The 23,582-nt window shown below is 67.6% G+C and carries 17 protein-coding genes and 1 tRNA gene; 8 read left to right on the top strand and 10 right to left on the bottom strand.

What is annotated here, in order from left to right; all coding sequences use genetic code 11:
• Nucleotides 1–31: 31 nt before the first annotated feature.
• Genes deoC through E3O39_RS14535 form a run of 3 tightly spaced genes read left to right on the top strand, consistent with a single transcriptional unit; the run spans nucleotide 32 to nucleotide 3,451 of the window.
• Nucleotides 32–1,051 (top strand): deoxyribose-phosphate aldolase, encoded by a 1,020-nt coding sequence (gene deoC, locus E3O39_RS14545; protein ID WP_134445849.1) that lies wholly within the window; start codon nucleotides 32–34, stop codon nucleotides 1,049–1,051.
• A 10-nt stretch (nucleotides 1,052–1,061) separates the two neighbouring features.
• Nucleotides 1,062–2,591, top strand: coding sequence for an aldehyde dehydrogenase family protein (locus E3O39_RS14540; RefSeq protein WP_134445848.1), 1,530 nt, complete (start codon nucleotides 1,062–1,064; stop codon nucleotides 2,589–2,591).
• On the top strand, nucleotides 2,588–3,451 hold the full coding sequence (locus E3O39_RS14535) for an aldehyde dehydrogenase (RefSeq protein ID WP_134445847.1): 864 nt from the start codon (nucleotides 2,588–2,590) through the stop codon (nucleotides 3,449–3,451). Before E3O39_RS14540 ends, E3O39_RS14535 begins: the two co-directional genes overlap by 4 nt.
• A gap of 8 nt (nucleotides 3,452–3,459) precedes the next feature.
• On the opposite strand, the gene E3O39_RS14530 is transcribed toward E3O39_RS14535, so the two are convergent.
• Nucleotides 3,460–4,833 (bottom strand): zinc-dependent metalloprotease, encoded by a 1,374-nt coding sequence (locus E3O39_RS14530; protein WP_370294914.1) that lies wholly within the window; start codon nucleotides 4,831–4,833, stop codon nucleotides 3,460–3,462.
• A gap of 129 nt (nucleotides 4,834–4,962) precedes the next feature.
• On the opposite strand from E3O39_RS14530, the gene E3O39_RS14525 reads away from it, so the two are divergent.
• The 4 genes from E3O39_RS14525 to E3O39_RS14510 all read left to right on the top strand — a co-directional run bounded on the left by E3O39_RS14525 (nucleotide 4,963) and on the right by E3O39_RS14510 (nucleotide 9,962).
• A complete protein-coding gene (locus E3O39_RS14525; RefSeq protein WP_241975389.1) occupies nucleotides 4,963–6,096 on the top strand; it encodes a PDZ domain-containing protein in 1,134 nt (377 codons plus the stop codon).
• A 126-nt stretch (nucleotides 6,097–6,222) separates the two neighbouring features.
• Nucleotides 6,223–9,123: a UPF0182 family protein gene (locus E3O39_RS14520; RefSeq protein WP_174774617.1), complete on the top strand. Its 2,901-nt coding sequence runs from the start codon at nucleotides 6,223–6,225 to the stop codon at nucleotides 9,121–9,123.
• A 177-nt stretch (nucleotides 9,124–9,300) separates the two neighbouring features.
• Nucleotides 9,301–9,374 (top strand) — tRNA-Met (locus tag E3O39_RS14515).
• A 120-nt stretch (nucleotides 9,375–9,494) separates the two neighbouring features.
• On the top strand, nucleotides 9,495–9,962 hold the full coding sequence (locus E3O39_RS14510) for a GNAT family N-acetyltransferase (RefSeq protein WP_134445846.1): 468 nt from the start codon (nucleotides 9,495–9,497) through the stop codon (nucleotides 9,960–9,962).
• Nucleotides 9,963–9,992: 30 nt separating this feature from the next.
• Here E3O39_RS14510 and E3O39_RS14505 read toward each other — a convergent pair whose 3' ends face one another.
• Nucleotides 9,993–10,616, bottom strand: coding sequence for a LysE family transporter (locus tag E3O39_RS14505; RefSeq protein WP_134445845.1), 624 nt, complete (start codon nucleotides 10,614–10,616; stop codon nucleotides 9,993–9,995).
• Between the two features lie 97 nt (nucleotides 10,617–10,713).
• On the opposite strand from E3O39_RS14505, the gene E3O39_RS14500 reads away from it, so the two are divergent.
• On the top strand, nucleotides 10,714–12,213 hold the full coding sequence (locus tag E3O39_RS14500) for a CoA-acylating methylmalonate-semialdehyde dehydrogenase (protein WP_241985094.1): 1,500 nt from the start codon (nucleotides 10,714–10,716) through the stop codon (nucleotides 12,211–12,213).
• A 77-nt stretch (nucleotides 12,214–12,290) separates the two neighbouring features.
• On the opposite strand, the gene adhE is transcribed toward E3O39_RS14500, so the two are convergent.
• From adhE to E3O39_RS14460, 8 genes are all read right to left on the bottom strand, one after another.
• Nucleotides 12,291–15,020 (bottom strand): bifunctional acetaldehyde-CoA/alcohol dehydrogenase, encoded by a 2,730-nt coding sequence (gene adhE / locus E3O39_RS14495; RefSeq protein WP_134445843.1) that lies wholly within the window; start codon nucleotides 15,018–15,020, stop codon nucleotides 12,291–12,293.
• A 216-nt stretch (nucleotides 15,021–15,236) separates the two neighbouring features.
• Nucleotides 15,237–16,382 carry a cysteine desulfurase family protein gene (locus E3O39_RS14490; RefSeq protein ID WP_134445842.1) on the bottom strand — a complete coding sequence of 382 codons (1,146 nt, stop codon included), beginning with the start codon at nucleotides 16,380–16,382 and terminating at the stop codon, nucleotides 15,237–15,239.
• Between the two features lie 35 nt (nucleotides 16,383–16,417).
• Nucleotides 16,418–17,302, bottom strand: a complete 885-nt coding sequence (gene nadC, locus E3O39_RS14485; RefSeq protein ID WP_134445841.1) for a carboxylating nicotinate-nucleotide diphosphorylase — start codon at nucleotides 17,300–17,302, stop codon at nucleotides 16,418–16,420.
• Nucleotides 17,296–19,005 (bottom strand): L-aspartate oxidase, encoded by a 1,710-nt coding sequence (gene nadB / locus E3O39_RS14480; protein WP_241975387.1) that lies wholly within the window; start codon nucleotides 19,003–19,005, stop codon nucleotides 17,296–17,298. The genes nadC and nadB overlap by 7 nt, the downstream gene beginning before the upstream one ends.
• Nucleotides 19,002–20,327: a quinolinate synthase NadA gene (gene nadA / locus E3O39_RS14475; RefSeq protein ID WP_134445840.1), complete on the bottom strand. Its 1,326-nt coding sequence runs from the start codon at nucleotides 20,325–20,327 to the stop codon at nucleotides 19,002–19,004. The genes nadB and nadA overlap by 4 nt, the downstream gene beginning before the upstream one ends.
• Nucleotides 20,328–20,371: 44 nt before the next feature.
• Nucleotides 20,372–21,088: an NUDIX domain-containing protein gene (locus tag E3O39_RS14470; protein ID WP_134445839.1), complete on the bottom strand. Its 717-nt coding sequence runs from the start codon at nucleotides 21,086–21,088 to the stop codon at nucleotides 20,372–20,374.
• A gap of 187 nt (nucleotides 21,089–21,275) precedes the next feature.
• Nucleotides 21,276–22,016: a polyprenol monophosphomannose synthase gene (locus E3O39_RS14465; protein ID WP_134445838.1), complete on the bottom strand. Its 741-nt coding sequence runs from the start codon at nucleotides 22,014–22,016 to the stop codon at nucleotides 21,276–21,278.
• Nucleotides 22,017–22,021: 5 nt separating this feature from the next.
• Nucleotides 22,022–23,560, bottom strand: coding sequence for a glycosyltransferase family 39 protein (locus tag E3O39_RS14460; RefSeq protein ID WP_134445837.1), 1,539 nt, complete (start codon nucleotides 23,558–23,560; stop codon nucleotides 22,022–22,024).
• Between the last annotated feature and the right edge of the window lie 22 nt (nucleotides 23,561–23,582).

The following is a 23,582-nucleotide window of genomic DNA, read 5'->3' as shown; positions in this document are numbered from 1 at the left end:
GACACCCACCACCACCCTGCGAGGACATTTCATGACAAGCATCCCAGTGGTCGCGACCCAGCCGTCGACGAGGTCCCGTGCCCTCGCCCTCATCGGCGGCGAGGCCACAGACGCGAACCTCCGCCGCTACCTGCACGGGATCCCCGGGATCGACGCGGTCGGGCTCGAACAGCGTGCCGCCGCCCTCGGCACGCGCTCGATCAAGACGAGTTCGAAGAAGCGGGCGATCGACACGATCATCGGCCTGATCGACCTGACGACCCTCGAGGGCGCCGACACGCCGGGCAAGGTTCGTTCCCTCGTCGGCAAGGCGCTCACGCCAGACCCCGGTGACCCGGGCTGCCCCCGCGTCGCCGCCGTCTGCGTCTACGGAGACATGGTCCCGTACACCGTCGAGGCGCTCGGCTCCGCACACGCGGCCGGTCGCGACCAGGGCATCTTCGTCGCCTCCGTCGCCACCGCCTTCCCGAGCGGCCGCGCCTCCCTCGCGGTGAAGCTCGCCGACGTGGCCGACGCCGTCGCGGCCGGCGCAGACGAGATCGACATGGTCATCGACCGCGGGGCCTTTCTTTCCGGTCGTTTCGGCCAGGTCTACGACGAGATCGTCGCCGTCAAGGAAGCCTGCCGCCGCGCCGACGGCAGTGTCGCCCACCTCAAGGTGATCCTCGAGACCGGCGAACTCAACACCTACGACAACGTGCGCCGCGCCTCCTGGCTCGCCATCCTCGCCGGGGGCGACTTCATCAAGACCTCAACCGGCAAGATGCAGCCCGCGGCCACCCTCCCCGTGACCCTCTCGATGATCGAGGTCGTGCGCGACTGGCATCGCCTCACCGGCGCGAGGGTCGGCGTGAAACCGGCAGGTGGCATCCGCACCTCGAAGGACGCCATCAAGTACCTCGTCGCCGTCGCCGAGACCGTCGGCGAGGACTGGCTCACGCCGAGCCTCTTCCGCTTCGGCGCCTCAAGCCTGCTCAACGACGTGCTGATGCAACGGCAGAAGATGCGCGATGGACACTACTCCGGCCCCGACTACGTGACGATCGACTGAAGGAACCACGATGAGCTTTCTTGACTACGCTCCCGCGCCGGAGTCCCAGGCGCTGCTGCACCTCCGCCCCGAATACGGACTCTTCATCGACGGCGAATTCGTCGCCGGCCGCGGCGAGCCCTTCCAGACCATCAACCCCGCGACCGAGAAGCAGCTCGCCATGATCGCACACGCCGACGCGGCGGATGTCGACACCGCGGTCGCCGCGGCCCGTCGTGCATTCGAACGGCGCTGGTCGACCCTTTCTGGCAGCGACCGCGGCAAGTACCTGTTCCGGATCGCACGTCTCGTGCAGGAGCGCGCCCGCGAGCTCGCCGTTGCAGAGACCCTGGACAACGGCAAGCCGATCACCGAAAGCCGTGACGTCGACATCCCCCTCGTCGCCGCCTGGTTCTTCTACTACGCCGGCTGGGCGGACAAGCTCGACCACGCCGGCCTCGGCGTCAACCCCGCGGCGCGGGGCGTCGCCGCCCAGGTGATCCCGTGGAACTTCCCGCTGCTCATGCTCGCGTGGAAGATCGCCCCGGCCCTCGCCGCGGGCAACACGGTCGTCCTCAAGCCGGCGGAGACCACCTCGCTCACCGCGCTCCTCTTCGCCGAGATCCTCCAGCAGGCCGAGTTGCCGGCCGGCGTCGTGAACATCGTCACGGGGGGCCGCGAGACCGGGCAGGCGCTCGTCGGCCACTCCGGCATCAACCTCGTCGCCTTCACCGGCTCGACAGGGGCCGGCAGGGCCATCGCCCGCGCCGTCGCAGGGACCGACAAGAAGATCATTCTCGAGCTGGGCGGCAAGGCGGCGAACATCGTCTTCGACGACGCTCCGATCGACCAGGCCATCGAGGGCATCGTCAACGGGATCTTCTTCAACCAGGGCCACGTCTGCTGCGCGGGCAGCCGCCTGCTCGTCCAGGAGAGCATCCACGACGAGGTCGTCGACCGGCTCAAGCAGCGCCTCTCGACGCTGCGCCTCGGCGATCCGCTCGACAAGAACACCGACATCGGTGCAATCAACAGCGCAGACCAGCTGAAGCGCATCACCGAACTGTCCGCCATCGGCGAGGACGAAGGCGCCGAACGCTGGAGTCCCGACTGCGACCTGCCGGAGAGCGGGTTCTGGTTCCGGCCGACCATCTTCACCAATGTGTCGACGAGTCACCGCATCGCCCGCGACGAGGTCTTCGGCCCCGTGCTTTCCGTGCTGACGTTCCGCACCCCCGAGGAGGCGATCGCGAAGGCGAACAACACGCCGTACGGTCTCTCCGCCGGGATCTGGAGCGACAAGGGCAGCCGCGTCCTCGCCGTCGCCGACCGGCTCCGCGCCGGCGTGATCTGGGCGAACACCTTCAACCGGTTCGACCCCGCGAGCCCCTTCGGCGGTTACAAGGAGTCGGGCTACGGCCGCGAAGGCGGCCGCCACGGCCTCGCCGCGTACCTCCAGCCGGCGGGCAGCGCCGCAGTCGCCGCCGCCCGCCACGCCGTGGCCGTGGACGCCGATCATGCCGTCAAGCCGTCCGCAGCACGAAAGAAGGCCACCAAGTGACCCGCCTCGCCGTCCCCAAGACCTACAAGCTCTACATCGGCGGAAAGTTCCCGCGGAGCGAATCCGGTCGCGTCTATGCCGTGGCGACGCCGAGCGGCGACTTCCTCGCGAACGCGGCGCAGGCATCCCGCAAGGACGCCAGGGATGCCGTGGTCGCGGCACGCTCCGCCTTCGCGGGGTGGTCGCGTGCGACCCCGTACAACCGCGGCCAGGTGCTCTACCGCATCGCCGAGCTGCTCGAGGGCCGTCGCGCCCAGTTCGTCGAGGAGATCGTGCAGTCAGAGGGCGTGTCCGCGTCGGCCGCTGGCCGGCAGGTCGACGAGGCCGTCGACCGGTGGGTCTGGTACGCGGGCTGGGCCGACAAGTACGCGCAGGTCGCCGGCAATGCGAACCCGGTTTCCGGGCCGTACTTCAACATTTCCGTGCCAGAGCCGACCGGTGTCGTCGCGATCATCGCCCCGCAGTCCGGCGGGTCGCTGCTCGGTCTCGTGAGCGCCGTCGCCCCCGCCCTCGTCTCAGGCAACACGGTCGTGGTCGTCGCCGACGAAACCAGGCCGCTCTCGGCGATCACTCTCGGCGAGGTGCTCGCCACGAGCGACGTCCCCGGCGGGGTCGTCAACATCCTCACCGGGTCACCGGCCGAGATGGCGCCGTGGCTCGCGAGCCACGCCGACGTCAACGCGATCGACCTCCTCGGTGCAGGCGACCTCGACTGGGTGCACCTCGAGATCGACGCGGCCGAAACCCTCACCCGGGTGCTCCAGCCCGAATCCGGGGCGGATGCCGCGGCGCCCTCCCTCGCCCGGATCCTCGCCTTCACGGAGACGAAGACCGTCTGGCACACCAAGGGCCTGCTCTAGGCGCGGGGCTACTCCTCGTGGGGGCGGTCGGGGCCGTCCTCACGCAGCAGGTCCTCGAGCGCCTGGTCGACCTCGTCGAGTTCGGGTTCCGTGCCCGCCGCGACGCTCGCGGCCGTGCTCGTCAGCCGCGCGACGAGCGCCTTCGGGTCGTCGAGGTCCGCTGACGTCGGCAGAAGGTCGGGGTGCGCCCAGAGCGCGTCCCGACCGTCGTTACCGACGGCATCCGTCACGGCCTGCCACATCGCGGCAGCCTCGCGCAGCCGGCGCGGACGCAGCTCGAGCCCGACGAGGGTCGAGAACGCGGACTCGGCCGGACCGCCAGAGGCGCGACGGCGCTTGACGGTCTCGTTGATGGCATCGGCGCGGGGGAGCCTGCTCGTGGCCTCGACGGTCACGACGTCGACCCAGCCTTCGACGAGCGCGAGCATCGTCTCGAGCCTCGCGAGGGCGGCGAGCTGGGTCTCCGACTTCGGCGGGATCAGCGATCCGTTCAGGATCGCCTGCCGCAGTTCCTCGGGGTTGGACGGGTCGAAGCCCTCGGCGAGTTCTTCGAGACGCCCTGAGTCGATGCTGATGTCGTGGGCGAAGTCGGTGATCGAGCTGATCAGCCGCAGGCGCAGCCAGCGCGAATGCCGGAACAGCCTGGCGTGGGCGAGTTCCCGCACGGCCAGGTAGATCTGAACCTGGTCGATCGGCACGTCGAGGTCTTCGCCGAAGGCCGCGACGTTTTGCGGCACGAGGGCGGCCTGCTGGTCGGTCATGAGCGGGATGCCGATGTCGCCTCCTGAGACGACCTCGCTCGCGAGCTGGCCGACGACCTGGCCGAGCTGCATGGCGAAGAGGGTGCCTCCGATGCTGCGCATCATCTTGCTCGCGCCGGCCATCATGCCCTTGAGCTCCTCCGGCGCCTGGTCGGTGAGGACCTTGGTCAGGGAATCGGAGATGCTGTTCGCGACCGGCTCCGCCAACTGGGTCCAGACCGGCATGGATTCCGTGACCCACTCCTTGCGGGTGAGAAGGCGCGGGACCACCGTGAGTTCGGCGATGTCGGTCACCTCGTCGAGCCAGAGCGCAGCAATGTGGAACGCCTGGTCGAGGGCGGCGTGCTCGGCGGGAGTCACCGAGACCTGGCTCTCGGCCGCCTTGTTCTGGCCCTGCGTGAGCGCTGCGTCCCAGCTGATGCCGCCCTCGCCGTTGCCGCGGAGGGCACCCTGCAACTGCTGCATGAGAGCGTTGATGCTGGCCGGGTCTGCCGGCAGGCCGGCGGCTCCGGCGAGCTGGCTCGGATCGATGGAGGACTTGCCCGACAGGATGTCGCGCAACATGTCCCGGAATTCGTCTTCCGGGTTGGGACCCTCGTCGGGTCGGGAGTCGTCGGGCACTTCAGGCACCTCTCAGTCGCTTGCTTCTACGCTAGTCCGAGACGCCCGGCCCGAACTGGGAAATGACCTACGCTGAGAGGTCTGGTGTCCGCTTGCCGCGAACGCCCGGCATAACCTGGAAGGAGCCCGGTGGCCCTCTTCACCGACGACCCGACGCCATCCGACTCCGGCACCACCTGGGAAGAGCGATCGCCGCGCTCCCGGCGTGCAAGCAAGGCCGGTTGGATCGTGCTCAGCATCGCCCTGGCCTGCGGCATCATCCTCGGCGTCACCCCGGCCCCATACGTGATCGAGAAGCCGGGCCCCGTCTACAACACCATCGGCTCGACCATCTCTGAGGACGGTGCGGACAGGCCCCTGATCACCATCGACGGCGCGGAGACCTTCCCGACCGACGGAACGCTGGACATGCTCACCGTGTCCCTCGTCGGCAACCCGGACAACCGCCCGAGCTGGCTCAAGGTCGCCGGAGCGTGGCTGGATTCCAGCCAGGCCGTCATCCCGATCGAGGCGGCGTTCCCCTCGAACACCACGACGCAGCAGCGCGACGAGGAGAACACCGCGCAGATGGTCAACTCCCAGCAGGATGCGATCGCCGCCGCCCTGACGAACCTCGGCTACACCTACCCGACGATCGTCTCGGTTGTTTCGCTGCCCGACGGTTCGCCGGCGACGGGCGTCCTCAAAGCGGACGACCAGATCGCCACCGTCAACGGCGCCGCCGTCACCGACATCGCCTCCCTCCGTGCCGCGCTCACGGCGAACGGCGCCGGCGTTCCGGCCACTGTCGGCATCGTGCGCGGCGGCGTCGCGCAGGACCTCACGGTCACCCCCGTCGACTCGGACGGCTCCGCGATCATCGGGATCAACGTGAAGACCGAGTATCAGTTCCCGTTCACGGTCACCATCCAGCTCGACCAGGTCGGCGGCCCGAGCGCCGGCATGATGTTCGCGCTCGGCATCATCGACAAGCTCACCCCCGGGCTCCTCCAGGGCGGCGAGAACGTCGCGGGCACCGGCACGATCGATCAGGCGGGCACGGTCGGCCCGATCGGCGGCATCCGCCAGAAACTCGCAGGCGCCCGGAGCGCCGGAGCAGACTGGTTCCTCGCCCCCGCGGACGACTGCGACGAGGTCACCGGGCACATCCCGGACGGTCTCACGGTCTTCTCGGTCACGACCCTCGACCAGGCACTCACCGCGCTGGACGCCATCAAGTCCGGGGCGGACACGAGCGCACTCCCGCACTGCCCCGTGCAATAACGGGGGATACCCCAGCGGCCTTGCAGGGAACTCTGAGCCGGCTTGGGGCCGGCTGGCAGGCCTGCTCCCAGAACCCCTGTCTAGAATGAGGCCTGACCGCCGATTTACAGACCAAGAGGCCCATTCGTGACGTCACAATCCACCGGAAACGCTCCTCGCAGGAGTCGTGCCCCCCTCGCCATTACGGCCGCCATCATCGCGGGGCTGGTGATCCTGTTCTTTGTGTTCGCCGGCCTGTACGCCGATGTGCTCTGGTTCAACCAGCTCGGCTTCCTGAGCGTACTGACCACCCAGTGGGCGGCAGGAGCCGCTCTCTTCTTCGTGGGCTTCCTCGCCATGGCGATCCCGGTCTTCGTCAGCATCCAGATCGCCTACCGGATGCGTCCTGTCTACGCGAAGCTCAACTCGCAGCTCGACCGCTACCAGCAGGTCATCGAGCCGCTCCGCCGCCTCGCCATGTACGGCATCCCCGCTCTGCTCGGCCTTTTCGCCGGCGTCGCCGCCGCCACCCGCTGGCAGGTCGTGCTGATGTGGCTGAACCGCACCGACACCGGCACCACCGATCCGCAGTTCCACCTCGACGTGTCGTTCTACCTGTTCGACCTGCCGTTCTTCCAGGCGTTCCTCGGCTTCGCATCCGCCGTCGTCCTCATCTCGGCCATCGTCGCGATCGCGACCACCTACCTGTACGGGTCGATCCGGGTCAGCGGCCGCGAAATCCTCGTGTCCAAGGCCGCTCGCGTCCAGATCGCCGTCACGGCGAGTCTCTACCTGGTCCTGCAGGCGCTCAGCATCTGGCTCGACCAGTATTCGACGCTCACCAGCACGAACGACCTGATCACCGGTGCCGGCTACACCGACACCCACGCCACCATCCCCGGACGGGCGATCCTCGCCGGCATCGCCGCCGTCGTCGCCATCCTCTTCCTCGTCACGGCGATCATCGGTCGCTGGCGCCTCCCCGTGATCGGCACGGCGCTCCTCATCGTGACAAGCCTCCTGCTCGGCTCCCTCTACCCGTGGGTCGTGCAGCGCTTCCAGGTCGACCCGAGCGCGAAGTCCCTCGAGGCCGAGTACATCCAACGGAACATCGATCTCACCCGGAACGCATACGACCTCTCCGGTGTCACCGAGGTCCCGTACAACGCGACGACGACCGCAGAGCCAGGGGCACTCCGGGCGGACGCGACGACGACCGCCAACATCCGGATCCTCGACCCGGCCCTCGTGAGCGACGCCTTCTCGCAGCTGGAACAGTTCAAGCAGTATTACCAGTTCCCGAAGAACCTCGATGTGGACCGGTACACGATCGACGGCAAGTCCCAGGACACCGTCGTCTCCGTCCGTGATCTCAAGCTGTCCGGGCTCAACGCCGGGAACACCTGGGTGAACTCGACGATCGTCTACACCCACGGGTACGGCGTCGTCGCGGCATACGGCAACCAGCGCTCGGCAGACGGCCAGCCCGTGTTCCTCGAGTCCGGCATCCCGACGACCGGATCGCTCGGAACTTACGAGCCGCGGATCTACTTCGGTGAGAACTCGCCGACCTACTCGATCGTCGGGGCCGCGGCGGACAGCAAGCCCGTCGAGCTCGACTATCCGTCCGGCACCGATGGCGCCCAGCAGACCTACACGACGTTCACCGGCAACGGCGGTCCGAAGCTCGACAACGCGTTCAACAAACTCATCTATGCGCTGAAGTTCCAGTCCGAGCAGATATTCCTCGCCAACGACGTCAACGACCAGTCGCAGATCCTCTACGACCGCGACCCCGTCACGCGCGTGCAGAAGGTCGCCCCCTACCTGACCCTCGACTCCTCCGCATACCCCTCTGTCGTCGACGGCCGGGTCAAGTGGATCGTCGACGGCTACACGACGAGCGCGGACTACCCGTACTCGACACCGGTCGGCCTGAGCGACGCCATCACGGACACCGAGACGCCCGCACAGCCGTTCGCGCTCGACAAGATCAACTACATGCGCAACTCGGTCAAGGCAACGGTCGACGCCTATGACGGCTCGGTCACCCTCTACGCGTGGGATACCACGGACCCGATCCTGAAGACGTGGCAGAAGATCTTCCCGTCCACGGTCAAGCCCATGAGCGATATGAGCGGCCAGCTGATGAGCCACGTCCGGTACCCGGCCGACCTCTTCAAGGTGCAGCGCCACATCCTGAGCCAGTATCACGTGACAGACCCCGGCTCGTTCTACTCGCACGACGACGCGTGGACGACGCCGAACGACCCGGTGTCGCCGTCGACGAACACGACTCTCCAGCCCCCGTACTACCTCACGATGCAGGTGCCCGGTTCGGAGAAACCGGCATTCACCCTGTACTCGACCTTCATCCCGGACGCGACGGGTACCACGAGCCGGAACGTGCTCACCGGGTACCTCGCCGTCGACTCGGATGCCGGCGCGACCGACGGAGTCAGATCGGCGGAATACGGAAAGCTCCGCCTGCTCACCCTGCCGAAGGCGAACACGGTGCCTGGCCCCGGCCAGGTGCAGGCGAAGTTCAACGCCGACCCGACGGTATCGACCCAGCTCAACCTGTTGAAGCAGGGCCAGTCGAAGGTGCTCAACGGCAACCTGCTGACGCTGCCCGTCGGTGGCGGGCTCCTGTACGTGCAGCCGGTCTACGTGCAGTCGACGGGTGAGACCAGCTACCCGCTGCTGCAGAAGGTTCTCGTGGCCTTCGGTGACCAGATCGCCTTCGAGGACACCCTGAACAAGGCGCTCGACGTGCTCTTCGGCGGCAGTTCGGGTGCGCAGGCCGGTGACACTTCGGTGCCGACCACCGGAACGACGACGCCGACGACAGGCGGCACCACGACACCCTCGACGACGACGGGCAACCCGGCAACGGATGCCCAGCTCCAGGCGCTCCTGGCCGTCGCCAAGCAGGCTATTGCCGACAAGCAGGCGGCGCTGACCGCCGGCGACTTCGCGGCCTACGGTGTGGCGGACAAGAAGCTCTCCGACACCGTCGCGAGCATGCTCGCCCTGCTGGGCCAGTAGCAGACAGCAGCACCGGCCGCGGACAGCATCCGTGGTCGTGACGGCCGGTTCCCCTCGGGGAGCCGGCCGTCCGTGCGTGTGGCACAACGCACGAGCGCCGGCACAGAACCCGCGCAGCATGCACGGCGCCGCGTGGTTCGACTGGGCCTCAAGGCTGTGATAAGCTACTTCTTGTAGCGCGGGGTGGAGCAGTTCGGTAGCTCGCTGGGCTCATAACCCAGAGGTCGTAGGTTCAAATCCTGCCCCCGCAACAGATGCCCCCGGAACCGTAAGGTTCCGGGGGCTTTTTTCATACCCGGAACCGATACCCTCGGTGGATGACCTGCCCCACGACCCGGCCCCTGGCCTACGCCGAGACCGGGCATGCCTGAATGTTCACCATCGACAGGGACGATCCTGCGCGACCGGACGTCCATCGGCTGCTCGACGAGCATCTTGCGGATATGTTCGCCTCCTCGCCGGCCGAGAGTGTCCACGCCCTCGACCTCGAAGCCCTGTCCGCACCGGAGATCCGATTCTGGACCGCTCGGGAAGGCGGCACCCTGGTCGGCTGTGGGGCCCTGAAAGAGCTGACGAGTGACCACGCCGAGCTCAAGTCCATGCGCACAACGCGGGAGGCGCGCGGTCGCGGAGTGGCGGCCGGGCTCCTCTCGCACATCCTCGACGACGCACTCCACCGGCGCATCGGGCGCGTCAGCCTGGAAACCGGGACCCAGGACTCTTTCGCCCCGGCCCGGCGGCTGTACCTGCGCGCCGGCTTCGTCGAATGCCCGCCGTTCGCCGGGTACACCCTCGACCCCAGCAGCGTCTTCCTGACCATCCGGCTCGCTCGGGAGTGAGCCTTACTCCGGTGGGCCGCCGGTGATCGGTCAGTGGATCGCAGCGAGCAGAATGCCGACGCCGACGAAGAGAACTCCGAAGATGCGGTTGAGTACCCGCTGGCCGCGCGCGTCCCTGGTGAAGCGCTGGAATGACCGCGCCGTTCCCGCGAAGAAGAGCCACATCACGAGCACGTCGATCACGATCACCGTGGCTGCCGCGATCAGGTATTGCGGGAGCGCGGGGCGGTCGAGCCGGATGAACTGGGGGAGGAAGGCCAGGAAGAAGACGATCGCCTTCGGATTGAGCAGGTTCACCCACAGGCCGCGACGGAACATCGACCAGCGCGGCTCGTCACGGAGAGCCCGGGCGCTCTCGGCGTCCAGGCTCGGCTTCGCGAGGAACTGCCGAATGCCCAGGTAGACGAGGTACGCGGCGCCCGCATAGCGGATGATGTTGAATGCGACAGGCGAATTGGCGACGAGCAGCCCAACGCCGAGGGCAACGATCGTGATGTGCACGACCAGTGCAGCCTGTTGGCCGAGGATGCCCCAGATGGAGCGGCGGAACCCGGAATTGAGGGCATTGCTCATGGTGTTGATCGCCCCAGCCCCGGGCGTGAAACTGATCAGCGCACCCGCACCCACGAGGGCCAGCCAGAGGGAGAATTGCACCGCTCCAGCCTAGGGCCTGCCTGAACCCGTGGATTGCGGTGGGTTGTGTCAGAATCGACCCGTTCCCCGACGTCGTTGTCCGAGAGAGATGAGTGCCATGAGCGAAGTACCCGTTGTCCCGCACTGGATCGATGGCGCCGAGCACGCCGGGGTGTCCGGCCGTACTTCTCCGGTCTTCGACCCGGCCCTCGGCACCATCACGAAAGACGTCCCCCTCGCCGACGCCGGCGAGATCGAAGCCGCCGTCGCATCCGCCAAAGCCGCGTTCCCGGCGTGGCGCGACCTGTCGATCGCCAAGAGGCAGTCGATCATCTTCACGTTCCGCGAACTGCTCAACGCCCGCAAGGGTGAGCTGGCCGAGATCCTCACGAGTGAACACGGCAAGGTGCTCTCCGATGCCCTCGGCGAGATCACGCGGGGGCTCGAGGTCGTCGAATTCGCCTGCGGCATCCCGCACCTGCTCAAGGGCGAATACTCCGAGAACGTCGCCACGGGCGTCGACGTGTACTCGACCCGCCAGGCCCTCGGCGTCGTCGGCGTCATCAGCCCGTTCAACTTCCCGGCCATGGTGCCGATGTGGTTCTTCCCGATCGCCATCGCGGCCGGCAACACCGTGATCCTCAAGCCGAGCGAGAAGGACCCGAGCGCGGCCATCTGGCTCGCCAGGCTGCTGAAGGAGTCCGGTCTACCCGACGGCGTCTTCACGGTCCTGCACGGGGACAAGGTGGCCGTTGACGGCCTCCTCACGCACCCCGACGTCAAGGCGATCTCCTTCGTCGGATCGACCCCGATCGCCCGCTACGTCTACGAGACCGGCACGCGGCACGGCAAGAGGGTGCAGGCACTCGGTGGCGCCAAGAACCACATGCTCGTGCTTCCGGACGCCGACCTCGACCTTGTCGCGGACTCGGCGGTCAATGCCGGCTTCGGCAGTGCCGGGGAACGGTGCATGGCCATCAGCGTCGTCGTCGCGGTTGAACCGGTCGCCGACGAGCTGGTCGGGAAGATCGTTTCCCGGATGACGGCCCTGACCGTCGGTGACGGGCGTCGCTCGTGCGACATGGGCCCGCTCATCACGGAAGTTCACCGCGACAAGGTCGCAAGCTACATCGAGATCGCAGCGGATGACGGCGCCACGATCGTCGTCGACGGTCGCGGCATCGAGGTCGACGGAGACAAGAACGGGTTCTGGCTCGGCCCGACCCTGATCGACCACCTCCCTGTCACCTCGAAGGCGTACACCGAGGAGATCTTCGGCCCGGTGCTCGGCATCGTCCGGGTCGACACCTACGAGGAGGGCGTCGCCCTGATCAACGCCGGTGCGTTCGGCAACGGCACCGCGATCTTCACCAACGATGGCGGGGCCGCGCGCCGGTTCCAGAACGAGATCGAGGTGGGCATGATCGGCATCAACGTGCCCATCCCGGTCCCGGTCGCGTACTTCTCGTTCGGCGGCTGGAAGAACTCGCTGTTCGGTGACACCAAGGCCCACGGCGCAGAGGGCGTGCACTTCTTCACCCGCGGCAAGGCGATCACCAGCCGCTGGCTCGACCCGAGCCACGGCGGCATCAACCTGGGCTTCCCCCAGAACCGATAACAGCCGAAAAACAGGTTGGGCCCCGCACCGAAGTGCGGGGCCCAACCTGTTTCAGTACTGATTCAGCGGGTGAAGACCTACTTGCCTGCCTTGCGGGCCGGCTTCTTGGCGTCCGTGTTGGACTCGGCGGCGGCCGCTGCGGCCGAACGACCGGCACGAACCTCTTCGAACGAGGTGCCGTAGTACGCGGCCTCCATGATGGTCTTCATGTCGGCGAGCATCGGCATCCGCGGGTTGGCCGGTGCGCACTGGTCGCCGTATGCACCCATGGCGAGCGAGTCGAGGCGACCGATGAAGTCTTCCTCCACAACACCCTGGGCCTGGAACGACGGCTTGATGTGCACGGCGTCGCGCAGCTTCTCAACGGCGGTCGCGTACGACTCGATGCCCTCTTCAGGAGTCGAGGCCGGCAGCCCCAGGTGCTTCGCGATCTGCTGGAAGCGCTCGGGAGCGATGTAGGTCTCGTACTTGGGCCAGCTGGTCAGCTTGGTCGGGATCTTGCCGTTGTAGCGGATCACGTGCGGCAGGTAGGTCGCGTTCACTCGCCCGTGGATGAGGTGCATCTGGGCGCCGGTGACGTGAGCCATCGCGTGACAAATTCCGAGGAACGCGTTACCGAACGCCATGCCGGCGATCGAGGATGCGTTGTGCATCTTCTCGCGCGCCTTGATGACCTTGTCGTCGGTGCTGTTCTGCGTGCCGTTGACCGAGGTCTCGATGTTCTCGAAGATCAGCTTGATCGCGTGCAGGCACATGCCGTCGGTGAAGTCGTTCGCGTAGACCGACACGTAAGCCTCTGTCGCGTGCGTCAGAGCGTCGAAGCCGGAGTCGGCGACGAGGAAGGACGGCATTGCGGCGGTGAGCGCGGGGTCGATGATCGCGACGTTCGGCAGGAGTGCATAGTCCGCGAGCGGGTACTTGACTCCGGAGACCTCATCGGTGATGACCGCGAACGGCGTCATTTCCGAACCGGTACCCGAGGTGGTCGGGATGCAGACGAGCTGGGCCAGTTCGCCGAGGTCGGGGAACTTGAACGCGCGCTTGCGCACGTCGAAGAACTTTTCCTTCATGTCGGCGAATTCGATTTCGGGGTGTTCGTACAGGAGCCACATGACCTTCGCGGCGTCCATGGGCGAACCGCCACCGAGGGCGATGATCGTGTCGGGCTTGAAGGCGCGCATTTCCTCTGCACCCTTCTTGACCGCGGCGACGGTCGGCTCGGGGAGCACGTTGTCGATGATCTGGAGGGACACGCGGTTCTCGCGACGGTTGAGCACGTCGAGGATCTTGTCAACGAAGCCGAGCTTCGTCATGGTCGCGTCGGTGACGATGGTGACGCGTTCGACGTGGCGCATGTCCGCCAGGTAGCGGATGGCGTTCGGCTCGAAGTACGTCTTGGCGGGGACCTTGAACCACTGCAAGTTGTTGTTCCTTCGACCGATCCGCTTGATGTTGATGAGGTTGATGGCCGACACGTTGTTCGAAACGGAGTTGTGTCCGTACGAGCCACAGCCGAGCGTCAACGAGGGGATGAAGGCGTTGTAGATGTCACCGATGCCACCGAGCGAGCTCGGGGCGTTGGTGATGATCCGGACGGCCTTGACGCGGATACCGAATTCCTCGATGATCGCGGGGTTCTCGCTGTGGATCGAGCCGGAGTGGCCGAGTCCGTCGAATTCCACCATCTGCTCGGAGAGCGTGATGCCCTCTTCTGCATCCTTGGCGTGCAGGACGGCGAGCACCGGGGCGAGCTTTTCGCGCGTCATCGGTTCCTGCGGTCCGACGCTGCCGACCTCGACCATGATGATCGAGGTGTCTTCGGGAACGGTGAATCCGGCCTGCTGCGCGATCCACACCGGCGACTTGCCGACGACGGAAGCGTTGAGCTTGGCGCCGCCACAGTTTTCCGAGTGTGCCTGGACACCGAAGATGAACTCTTCGAGGAGGGTCTTCTCCGCCGGGGTCACGAGGTACGCGTGCAGCTTCTTGAATTCGACGAGTGCCTCTGCATAGAGCGGCTCTTCAATGATGACGGCCTGCTCGGAAGCGCAGATCATGCCGTAGTCGAAGGACTTCGAGAGCACGACGTCGTTGACGGCACGCTTGAGCTTGGCGCTCTTCTCGATGAATGCCGGAACGTTTCCCGCACCGACGCCGAGGGCCGGCTTGCCGCAGGAATACGCGGCGCGGACCATTGCGTTGCCACCGGTCGCGAGGATGGTCGCAACACCGGGGTGGTTCATCAGGAGCGTGCTCGCCTCGAGGGAGGGAACTTCGATCCACTGCACGCAGTTCTTGGGGGCGCCGGCGGCGATTGCCGCGTCGCGCACAATGCGGGCAGCTGCGACAGAAGACTGCTGGGCTCCCGGGTGGAAGCCGAAGATGATCGGGTTGCGGGTCTTAATGGCGATAAGGGATTTGAAGATTGCAGTCGAGGTGGGGTTGGTCACCGGGGTGATACCTGCGATAACACCGACCGGCTCGGCGATTTCTGTAATTCCGGTAATAGCGTCGCGGCTGATAATGCCGACGGTCTTAAGATTCTGCATCGAGTTCGTGACGTGCTCGCACGCGAACAGGTTCTTCACGGCCTTGTCCTCGAATACGCCACGACCGGTTTCGGCTACTGCGTGGACGGCGAGCTCAGCATGTTTGCTGAGGGCCGCGACGGAGGCCTTTTTTACGATGTGGTCGATCTGCTCTTGGGTGAAGTCAGCGTATTCGGTGAGCGCCTGCTGTGCTCCCTGAACGAGTGAGTCGATTTGGCTAGCAAGTGACTCAGTGACTGGTTTGTCCGTAATGGTCATGGTGCCCCTCTTCGGCGGCCCAACTTGGGCTTTTCGCCTCTTTAGGCAAGCTTACGACCCCGCGCCGAGGGACGCATCTTTAACGATGGGCAGGGTGCCGGGATTGCGACGTTTCAATTGAGCATTTTGGCTGATTAGCCGTCTGTTTCTCATTCGACGTGATCGGCTGGTCGATTTCTACGATTCGTAGAAATTCCGCAGATTCCACGGCCCGATTCAGCGTCGGCCGAGACCTCGGATTGTCGCGACAGCGAGACCGGCGGCCCGGGCCGTTTCGGAGAGCTCTGCTCCGGTCGTCGACGAGGCAAGGGTGAACCGGACTGCGGTCTGGGCGACCTCCGCGGGAAGCCCCATGGCCGTGAGGGTGGGGGAGGGTTCGTCGCTGCCCGCCGCGCACGCCGAGCCGCTCGAGCAGACGATCCCGTGTCCTTCCAGCTCGAGCAACACGGCCTCCCCGCTCGTGCCGGGGAACACGAACGACGCCGTTCCGGGCAGGCGCTGCAGCGGATGCCCGGTGAGGCGTGCGCCCGGCGCCGCGCCGAGCACTTCTGCGATGAAGGTGTCGCGGAGGGCCGCGACCCTGGGAGCATTCGCTGCGCGTTCGGTCTCGGCGAGCCGCAACGCTGTCGCGAGGGCTACGGCTCCGGCGACGTTCTCGGTGCCGCTCCGGTTGCCGCGCTCCTGGCCGCCGCCATGCTGGACGGGTTCGAGCGGCACCCGGCGACGCAGGAAGAGCGCCCCCGTTCCCTGGGGCGCCCCGAGCTTGTGGCCGGAGATACTGAGCGCATCGACTCCGAGGTCGGCGACGGACAGTGGCAGCCAGCCGGCGGCCTGGACGGCGTCGGTGTGGAACGGGACGCCCTGGACGCGGGCGAGCGTGGACAGATCTCTGATCGGCTGCACGGTGCCGACCTCGTTGTTGGCGTACTGCACCGAGACGAGGGTCGTGGCGGGGGTGAGCGCACGGGCGAGGTCTGCCGGATCGACGAGACCCTGGGCATCCACCGGCAGCAGGGTCACGTCGAAGCCGTGCAACCGGTGCAGGTAGTCGCAGGATTCGAGGACCGCTTCGTGCTCGACCGCCGAAATGATCAGGTGCCGGCCCCGCGGCGCGGCGAGGGCGATGCCCTTGATCGCGAGGTTGTCGGACTCGGTCCCGCCGCTCGTGAACAGCACCTCGGCGGGTCGGCAGCCGAGAACGGCGGCGACCGTCGCGCGCGCGTCGGCGAGGGCGGCCGCCGCGGCCTCGCCGACCCGGTGGTGGCTCGAGGGATTGCCGAAGCCGGTGGTGAGCAACGGCCAGGTGGCCTCGAGGACTTCGCGGCGCACGGGCGTCGTCGCTGCGTTGTCAAGGTAGATCACTCCGGGCTCCTTGGGTGTCTGCTGGCGGTCGGCGGTCAGTTCCGGACGGCGCCGTCGAGTTCGGTGCCGGCGACCACGACGACGTCGAGGCCGAGGTCGAGGGAGCGCACGCTGTGGGTGAGCGCGCCGACGGAGATGACGTCGACGCCGGATAACGCGATGGCCCGGACCGTGTCGAGGTTCACGCCGCCGCTCGCTTCGACGATGGCGCGGCCTGCGACCAGGCGCACGCCTTCCGCGAGCCGATCGGGGTCGAAGTTGTCAAGCATGATCGTGTCGACGCGGGCCGCGAGCACGGCTTCGATCTGGTCGATGCGGTCCACTTCGACCTCGAGGTGGGTGGTGTGCGAGATCCGGTCGCGCACGAGCAGGAGCGCCTCGGTGAGGCCGAGCCCGCCGGACTGCAGGACGGCGAGATGGTTGTCCTTGGCCATGACCGCGTCGGAGAGGCTGAAGCGGTGGTTGTGGCCGCCGCCGTCGCGGACGGCGGTGCGTTCGAAGGCCCGCAGCCCCGGCGTGGTCTTGCGGGTGTCGACGATGCGGGCGCGGGTGCCGGCGGTCTCGGCGACGTACCGGGCGGTGAGCGTCGCGATGCCGCTCATCCGCTGCACGAAGTTCAGGCCGATGCGTTCGGCCTGGAGGATGCCCCTGGCGGGGCCGGCGACCTCTGCGAGCACGTCGCCGGTCGCGAAGGGAGTGCCGTCGGTTGTGAGCAGCGTGACCGCGATGGCGGGGTCGGTGAGCCGGAAGGCGGATTCGAAGACGGCGCTGCCGCTGAAAACGCCGGGTTCGCGGGCGACGAGCCTCGCGGTCGCCGTGGCGTCTGCGGGGATGAGCACCTCGGAGGTCAGGTCGCCCCAGGGGGCGTCCTCGTCGAGTGCGGCGCGCACCACGGTGTCGATGGCGGTGGTGCTCAGCATGCGATGGCCTCCTCGGCCTCTCTGGCGCGTTCAGGGGATTCGAGCACGAGGAACGGATCGTCGGAATCGGCGGGTCGCACCCACGCCTGGCTGTGGGCCAGCTCCGGCCGGCTCTCGGGGAAATCGGCGCGGTAGTGCGCGCCCCGGGATTCCTCGCGGGCGAACGCGGAGGCCACGGTGACCCTCGCCAGGTCGAGCAGGTTGGCGTCTTCGACGGCGCGCACCCGGTCGGCCGGGGTCGCGTCCTGACCGGCGGGTGCCGGGTGCTTCCAGCCGGCGAGGGCAGCGGATGCCGCGGCGAGCCCGTCACCGTCGCGCAGCACACCGGCCGCGTCCCACATCAGGCGCTGGAGTTCGGCGCGGTCGACATGCGCGCCGGGTCCGTCGACGGCCCTGGCGGGAACGGTCGCGTCGGCCGTGCCGCTGGAGGCCGGCACTGGCGGCAGGCGCCTGCCGTCGGCGTCGACCTGGCCAGTGCCGAGGGCGCGCACGGCTCGGTCGGCGAAGACCGCGGCCTCCAACAGGGAGTTCGAGGCGAGGCGGTTGGCGCCGTGGGTCCCGGTTCGTGCGGTCTCGCCGACGGCGTAGAGGCCGGGCAGTGAGGTGCGGCCCCACAGGTCGGTGCTGACGCCACCCATCCAGTAGTGGGCGGCGGGTGCGACGGGGATGGGCTCGACGGCCCAGTCGATCCCGGCGGCGAGGCACGCGGCCGTGATCGTGGGGAAGCGGGTTTCGAGGAGTTCCCTGCCGAGGCCGGTCGCGTCGAGGAGCACGGGTGTGCCGCCCTGGGCGGACATTTCGCGGGCGATGCTGCGGGCGACGATGTCGCGGGGGGCGAGTTCGGCGCCGGGGTGGATGGCGAGCATGAAGCGCTCGCCGCGAGCGTTCAGGAGCACGGCGCCCTCGCCGCGGACCGCCTCGGAGACGAGCGGGGTTCCCGGCACCGCGAGGGCGGTCGGGTGGAACTGGTAGAACTCGAGGTCGGCGATCGCCGCGCCGGCGCGCCAGGCCGCTGCGACGCCGTCGCCGGTCGCGAGCGCGGGATTGGTGGTGTGCGGGAAGAGCGAGCCCGCCCCGCCGGTGGCGAGGATCACCGCGTCGGCGTCGGCCCGGTGCACGAGCCCGTCCGGTCCGAGCAGGGAGGCGCCGGTCACCCGGTCGCCCGCGACGAGGAGGTCGACGAGCATGGTGTGCTCACGGAGCTGGACGCGCGGGATACCCGGGGTCTGGGCCGAGCGGGCGGCCCGTTCGCGGACGGTCGAAACGAGTGCGGCTTCGATCGCGGCGCCGGTCGCGTCCCCGCCGGCGTGCAGCACCCGGGAGCGGGAGTGGGCGGCCTCGAGCCCGCGCGTCACGCCGGAGTCGTCCTTGTCGAAGTCGACGCCGAAGCGGATCAGGTCGCGGACCCTGGCAGGCCCTTCGCCGCAGAGCACCTCGACGGCCGCCGGGTCGCAGAGGCCTGCCCCGGCGCGGAGGGTATCGAGGATGTGCAGGTCCACCGAGTCGTCGGGGAACATGGCCGCGGCGATGCCGCCCTGGGCATAGCGGGTGTTGCTGTCCGGGAGTCCCTGCTTGGTGACCAGGGTGACGGAATGACCCGCGTCGGTCGCGCGCACCGCGGCGATGAGTCCGGCGAGGCCGCTCCCGATCACGAGGATCCGGAGCGATGGTGCGACGGGTGCGATCGGTGCTGCGGGCGTCACGCGCGTGCTCCGCTCACCGGTGCGCCGACGGGAGGACGCGCGGTAAGCATCCGCTCGAGGGCGACCCTGGCGTTCGTCGCGTCGGTCGCGGGGACCTCGATGCGGTTGAGCACGGCGGGCGGCTGCCCGGCATCGCCGACGAGGGCTTCGAGCACCCAGGCGAGATAGCCGGAGTGGATGCGGTACATCGTCGAGCACGGGCAGACGACGGGGTCGAGGCAGAAGATGGTGTGCTCGGGGTGCTCAGCCGCGAGGCGCTGCACGAGGTTGATCTCGGTGCCGATCGCGAAGGTCGACCCGGCAGGGGCGGCCTCGATGGCCTTCTTGATGTAGTCGGTGGAGCCGTATTCGTCGGCGGCGTCGACGACCGCCATCGGGCACTCCGGGTGCACGATGACACGCACCCCGGGGTGCTCTGCACGGGCGGTGGTGATCTGGTCGACGGTGAAGCGCTTGTGCACACTGCAGAATCCGTGCCACAGGATGACCTGGGCGGCCTCCAGTTCGGTCCCGGTGCTGCCGCCGAGTGGCTTACGCGGGTTCCACATCGGCATCCGCTCGAGCGGGATGCCCATCGCCTTCGCGGTGTTGCGGCCGAGGTGCTGGTCGGGGAAGAAGAGCACCCGCTGGCCGCGTTCGAAGGCCCACTTCAGCACGGTCTCGGCGTTCGAGGAGGTGCAGACGATGCCGCCGTTGGCGCCGCAGAACGCTTTGAGGGCCGCCGAGGAATTCATATAGGTGACCGGGATCACCGGGACCCGGCCGGAGGCATCCGCCTCGGTTCCATAGAGTTCTTCGAGCTGTTCCCAGCAGTCGGTGACCGAGTCGATGTCGGCCATGTCCGCCATCGAACACCCGGCGGCGAGGTTGGGCAGGATGACCGCCTGGTCGGGCCCGGAGAGGAGGTCCGCGGTCTCGGCCATGAAGTGCACGCCGCAGAAGACGATCGCCTCGGCATCGGGGCGGCTCTTCGTCGCCTGCGCGAGCTGGAAGGAGTCACCGACGAAGTCGGCGTGCTCGAGGACCTCCGAGCGCTGGTAGAAGTGCCCGAGAATCACGACCCGGTCGCCGAGGGTGGCCTTGGCCGAGCGGATGCGCGCGTCGAGTTCCTCTGCGGAGGCGGTCCGGTAGCGCTCGGGCAGCGCGCCCTGGCGCGGGGACCCGGTCGGGAGCACATCGCCCATCGAGGACCCTGGGCCGTAGCCGGGGGTGCCGGAGTCGAATTCCCAGGGGCCTGCGGCCAGCTGCGGGCTGCAGGTGCTTCCGGGCGCGGTGCCCGTGCTGATCAGACGAATGGTGCGGTCGACCGATGCGATGGTCATGCTGTAACTCCTCGATTTTCACAAAAAGCGTTGTACACGGTGATTCAGTTCGTGGTGGGGATGGCGGCGGTCGCGGGTTCCGGCCCGAAAGGATCCGGTTCGCCCTGTCGTCCGGAGTCGTTGTACCGGTAGAGACGGGGCGGACGGTGCCGGGTGCCCGCGACGCGTTCGCCGGTGTCGACGATGGAACCGGATGCCTCGATCGTGCGACGGAAATTGGCCGGGTCGAGGGACTTCTGCAGTACGGCCTCGTGCACGTCGCGCAACTGGGAGAGCGTGAAGGTCTCGCCGAGGAAGGCGTGGGCGATCCGGGAATACTCGACCTTGGTCCGCAGCCGCCAGAGGGCGTACTCGACGATCCGGTTGTGGTCGAAGGCGAGCCGCGGCAGGCGGTCTGCGGCGAACCAGCGCACGTTGTCGCCGACGACGGCGAGGTCGGCCTCACCGGACTCGACGAGGGCCCAGTAGACGACGGACACCACGCGGCCGCCGGCAGAGCGGCCCGGATCGCCGAAGGTATAGAGCTGCTCGAGGTACCTGGGCGCGAGGCCGGTTGTCTCGTGCAGGGTACGGGCGGCGGCCGCGGCGAGTTCCTCGTCGCCGGGCAGCCCGCCGCCCGGCAACGCCCACTGGTCGAGGTATGGGTCCCTGGTGCGGCGGACCAGGGGGAGCCACAGCGTCTTGAAGTCGGATTCCGCGTCGGAGCGCAGGGCGAAGATCACGGTCGACACGGCGAGTGCGACAGCGGCTTGAGCGCTCATGGGGGCATCCACTAGGTAAAGGTCAGTATGACTCTAACTGGGTGAACCCATCATATAGTCATTCTGACCCGAAGTCGCCCCCGACTTCGTTCCTGTTCCGAATTCAGGAGTAGGACTGGTCTGAACCGGTTGATCGGCCGGTTTCCGGCGTCAAGATGGCTCGACTCCTGAATTCGGAACGCGCGGCTCAGTTCTTGGCGGCGGCAACGACGGACCGACGGGCGCCCTTGCCCGTGAGGCCCCACAGGGTGACGCGGGCCATCGCTTCGACGACGATGCTTCCGCTCATCTTGGATGAGCCGAGCACACGCTCGACGAAGGTGATCGGCACTTCGACGACGGTCAGGCCGGCCCGCACGCTCGTGAGCAGCATGTCGATCTGGAAGCAATAGCCCAGGCTCTCGACGCTCGCGAGGTCCATGCGTTCGAGGGCATGCGCCGTGTAGACGCGGTAGCCGCCTGTGACGTCGTGCTGGCGGAGCCGGAGCACGAGGCGTGAGTATGTCGATCCACCGCGGGACAGCGCGCGGCGGTGCCACGGCCAGTTCTGCACGGCTCCGCCAGGAACCCAGCGCGATCCCATCACGACGTCGGCGGTCTTCGCCGCCGCCAGCAGGTCGGGGAGCTGCTCAGGCTGGTGCGAACCGTCCGAATCGAGCTGCACGAGCTCGTCGTAGCCGCGGGACAGGCCCCAGCCGAAAGCCTCGAGGTAGGCCGCTCCGAGGCCGTTCTTCTTCGTGCGGTGCAGGACGTGCACCTTGGAGTCCGCTGCGGCGATGGCATCGGCGAGCTGGCCGGTGCCATCGGGGGAGGCGTCGTCGACGACGAGGATGTCCGCGGCCGGGACGCTCGCGCGCACCCTGGCCACGATCGGATTGATGTTCTCGCGTTCGTTGTAGGTCGGGATGATGACCAGTGTCTGTGCCATGAAAACTACCTTGTCAGTTCGGTGATTGTTGTGTGTACGACCGTGGCCGTTGAGGCGACGGAAAATCCCAGGTCTTGCAGCGTGTGCAGGTCGGTGCCCGCTTTTTCCTCACTGCTGCCCGAATACTGCACCAGCCATACCGTATCCGTGCCCGCGAGTGAATCCAGGACGCTCGTGAGCGGCCGGGTGGTGTCCCAGAGCGATCCGGTGTCCCCATAGGCCGTGTCGAGGGTCACGTCGCGCAGCCCGGTGAAGGATGCGGGGTACAGGTGTAGCGCGAGCCGCGGCTTCCGTGAGGGCCGCACGCTCTCGTCGAACACGATCGCGTCTCCGGGGTGCGCACCGGCCTGGACGATGGATGCGGCCTGGCGCCAGTCGCTCCCGGCGTTCTTGGCGTACGGGCCGCGCTGGTCGACGTAACTCGGCACCACGGCGACGACGAGCAGTACGAGTGCCGCGATCCCGGCCCAGCGGGGCCTGATCCAGGCCACGGCGATCCCGAGCGCGATTGCTGCGGCCGGCGTGCAGATGGAGAGGTACCGTAGCGAGTACATCGGCGTGACGACATGCGTGCCGATCAGCAGAGCCGCACTCGGCACGAGCATCCAGGCGAGCATCACGCCCAACGCTGCCCTGTTCCGCTCGAGGGCGGGCACCCTTCCGCGACTGAACCAGGCGAGAACGACCGCGAGCAGGATCAGAGCCCAGGCGATGACCGCCGCGGGCACGTTGCCGAACCACTGGTTGACGGCCGCGTCGAGCACGCCCGTCTGGGCTCGCCGCCCGATGAACGAGAGCTGGTCCTTCTGACTGACGCCCGCGAACAGGACCGGGGAAGCGATGATGAGACCGACGACGGTCGCGCCCGACCAGGCGATCAGCTGTCCGCGTCGCCGGGCCCGATCGGGCGCGAGCAGGAACACCGCGATCCCGAGTACGGGGACGAGAAGCGCGACGTAGAGGAAGACATAGATTCCGAGGGCGAAGAGCGCGGTGAAGCCGATCCAGAGCCAGCTCTGGGTCGACCGGCTCGCCGTCCCTGCGCGGACCAGATGCACGAGCAGCACGACGAGCCACACGGCGATAGCCGTCGCGAGCGCCGTCGATCGCGCCTCTGCGCCCATGTACGTCACCCGGGGAAGTACCGCGAAGACGAGGGCTGCGATCCAGGCGACCCTGGCCCCGGTCAGCATCCGGGCGAGGACGAACGTTCCCGCCGTTGCGACACCGATCGCAATCGCGCTCGGGAGCCTGGTGGAGAACTCGGACGCACCGAAGAGGTCGATCCAGAAGTGCAGCATCAGGTAATAGGTGCCATGAACGGCATCGATCGTGCCGAGCATCCGGAACAGGGAGGGCAACGAACGCTCCGCGGACATCACGCTCGCGGCTTCATCGCCCCAATAGGACGGGTTCCACGACGCCGCGGCGGAGATCAACAGGCCGAGAACACCGACGTACAGCGGGGCCAGCTGCCGGTGGGTGGGCCAGGATCGCCGCTGCGGGCGCAGCTCTGGATCATGGGTCACGGGCAGATAAGTCACCCCATTACGTTATGCCACCCGG

It is taken from the genome of Cryobacterium sp. MDB2-A-1 (genome assembly GCF_004402675.1).
Lineage (GTDB): Bacteria > Actinomycetota > Actinomycetes > Actinomycetales > Microbacteriaceae > Cryobacterium > Cryobacterium glucosi.
Note: the sequence above shows the minus strand (reverse complement) of the source record. Positions and strands in the feature narration are given on the sequence as shown.

Excerpts from the sequence above, each read along its gene's own strand:
- deoC (WP_134445849.1), top strand. The coding sequence starts at position 32 with ATGACAAGCATCCCAGTGGTCGCGACCCAGCCGTCGACGAGGTCCCGT.
- E3O39_RS14540 (WP_134445848.1), top strand. The coding sequence starts at position 1,062 with ATGAGCTTTCTTGACTACGCTCCCGCGCCGGAGTCCCAGGCGCTGCTG.
- E3O39_RS14510 (WP_134445846.1), top strand. The coding sequence starts at position 9,495 with ATGTTCACCATCGACAGGGACGATCCTGCGCGACCGGACGTCCATCGG.
- E3O39_RS14500 (WP_241985094.1), top strand. The coding sequence starts at position 10,714 with ATGAGCGAAGTACCCGTTGTCCCGCACTGGATCGATGGCGCCGAGCAC.
- adhE (WP_134445843.1), bottom strand. The coding sequence starts at position 15,020 with ATGACCATTACGGACAAACCAGTCACTGAGTCACTTGCTAGCCAAATC.
- nadC (WP_134445841.1), bottom strand. The coding sequence starts at position 17,302 with ATGCTGAGCACCACCGCCATCGACACCGTGGTGCGCGCCGCACTCGAC.
- nadA (WP_134445840.1), bottom strand. The coding sequence starts at position 20,327 with ATGACCATCGCATCGGTCGACCGCACCATTCGTCTGATCAGCACGGGC.
- E3O39_RS14470 (WP_134445839.1), bottom strand. The coding sequence starts at position 21,088 with ATGAGCGCTCAAGCCGCTGTCGCACTCGCCGTGTCGACCGTGATCTTC.
- E3O39_RS14465 (WP_134445838.1), bottom strand. The coding sequence starts at position 22,016 with ATGGCACAGACACTGGTCATCATCCCGACCTACAACGAACGCGAGAAC.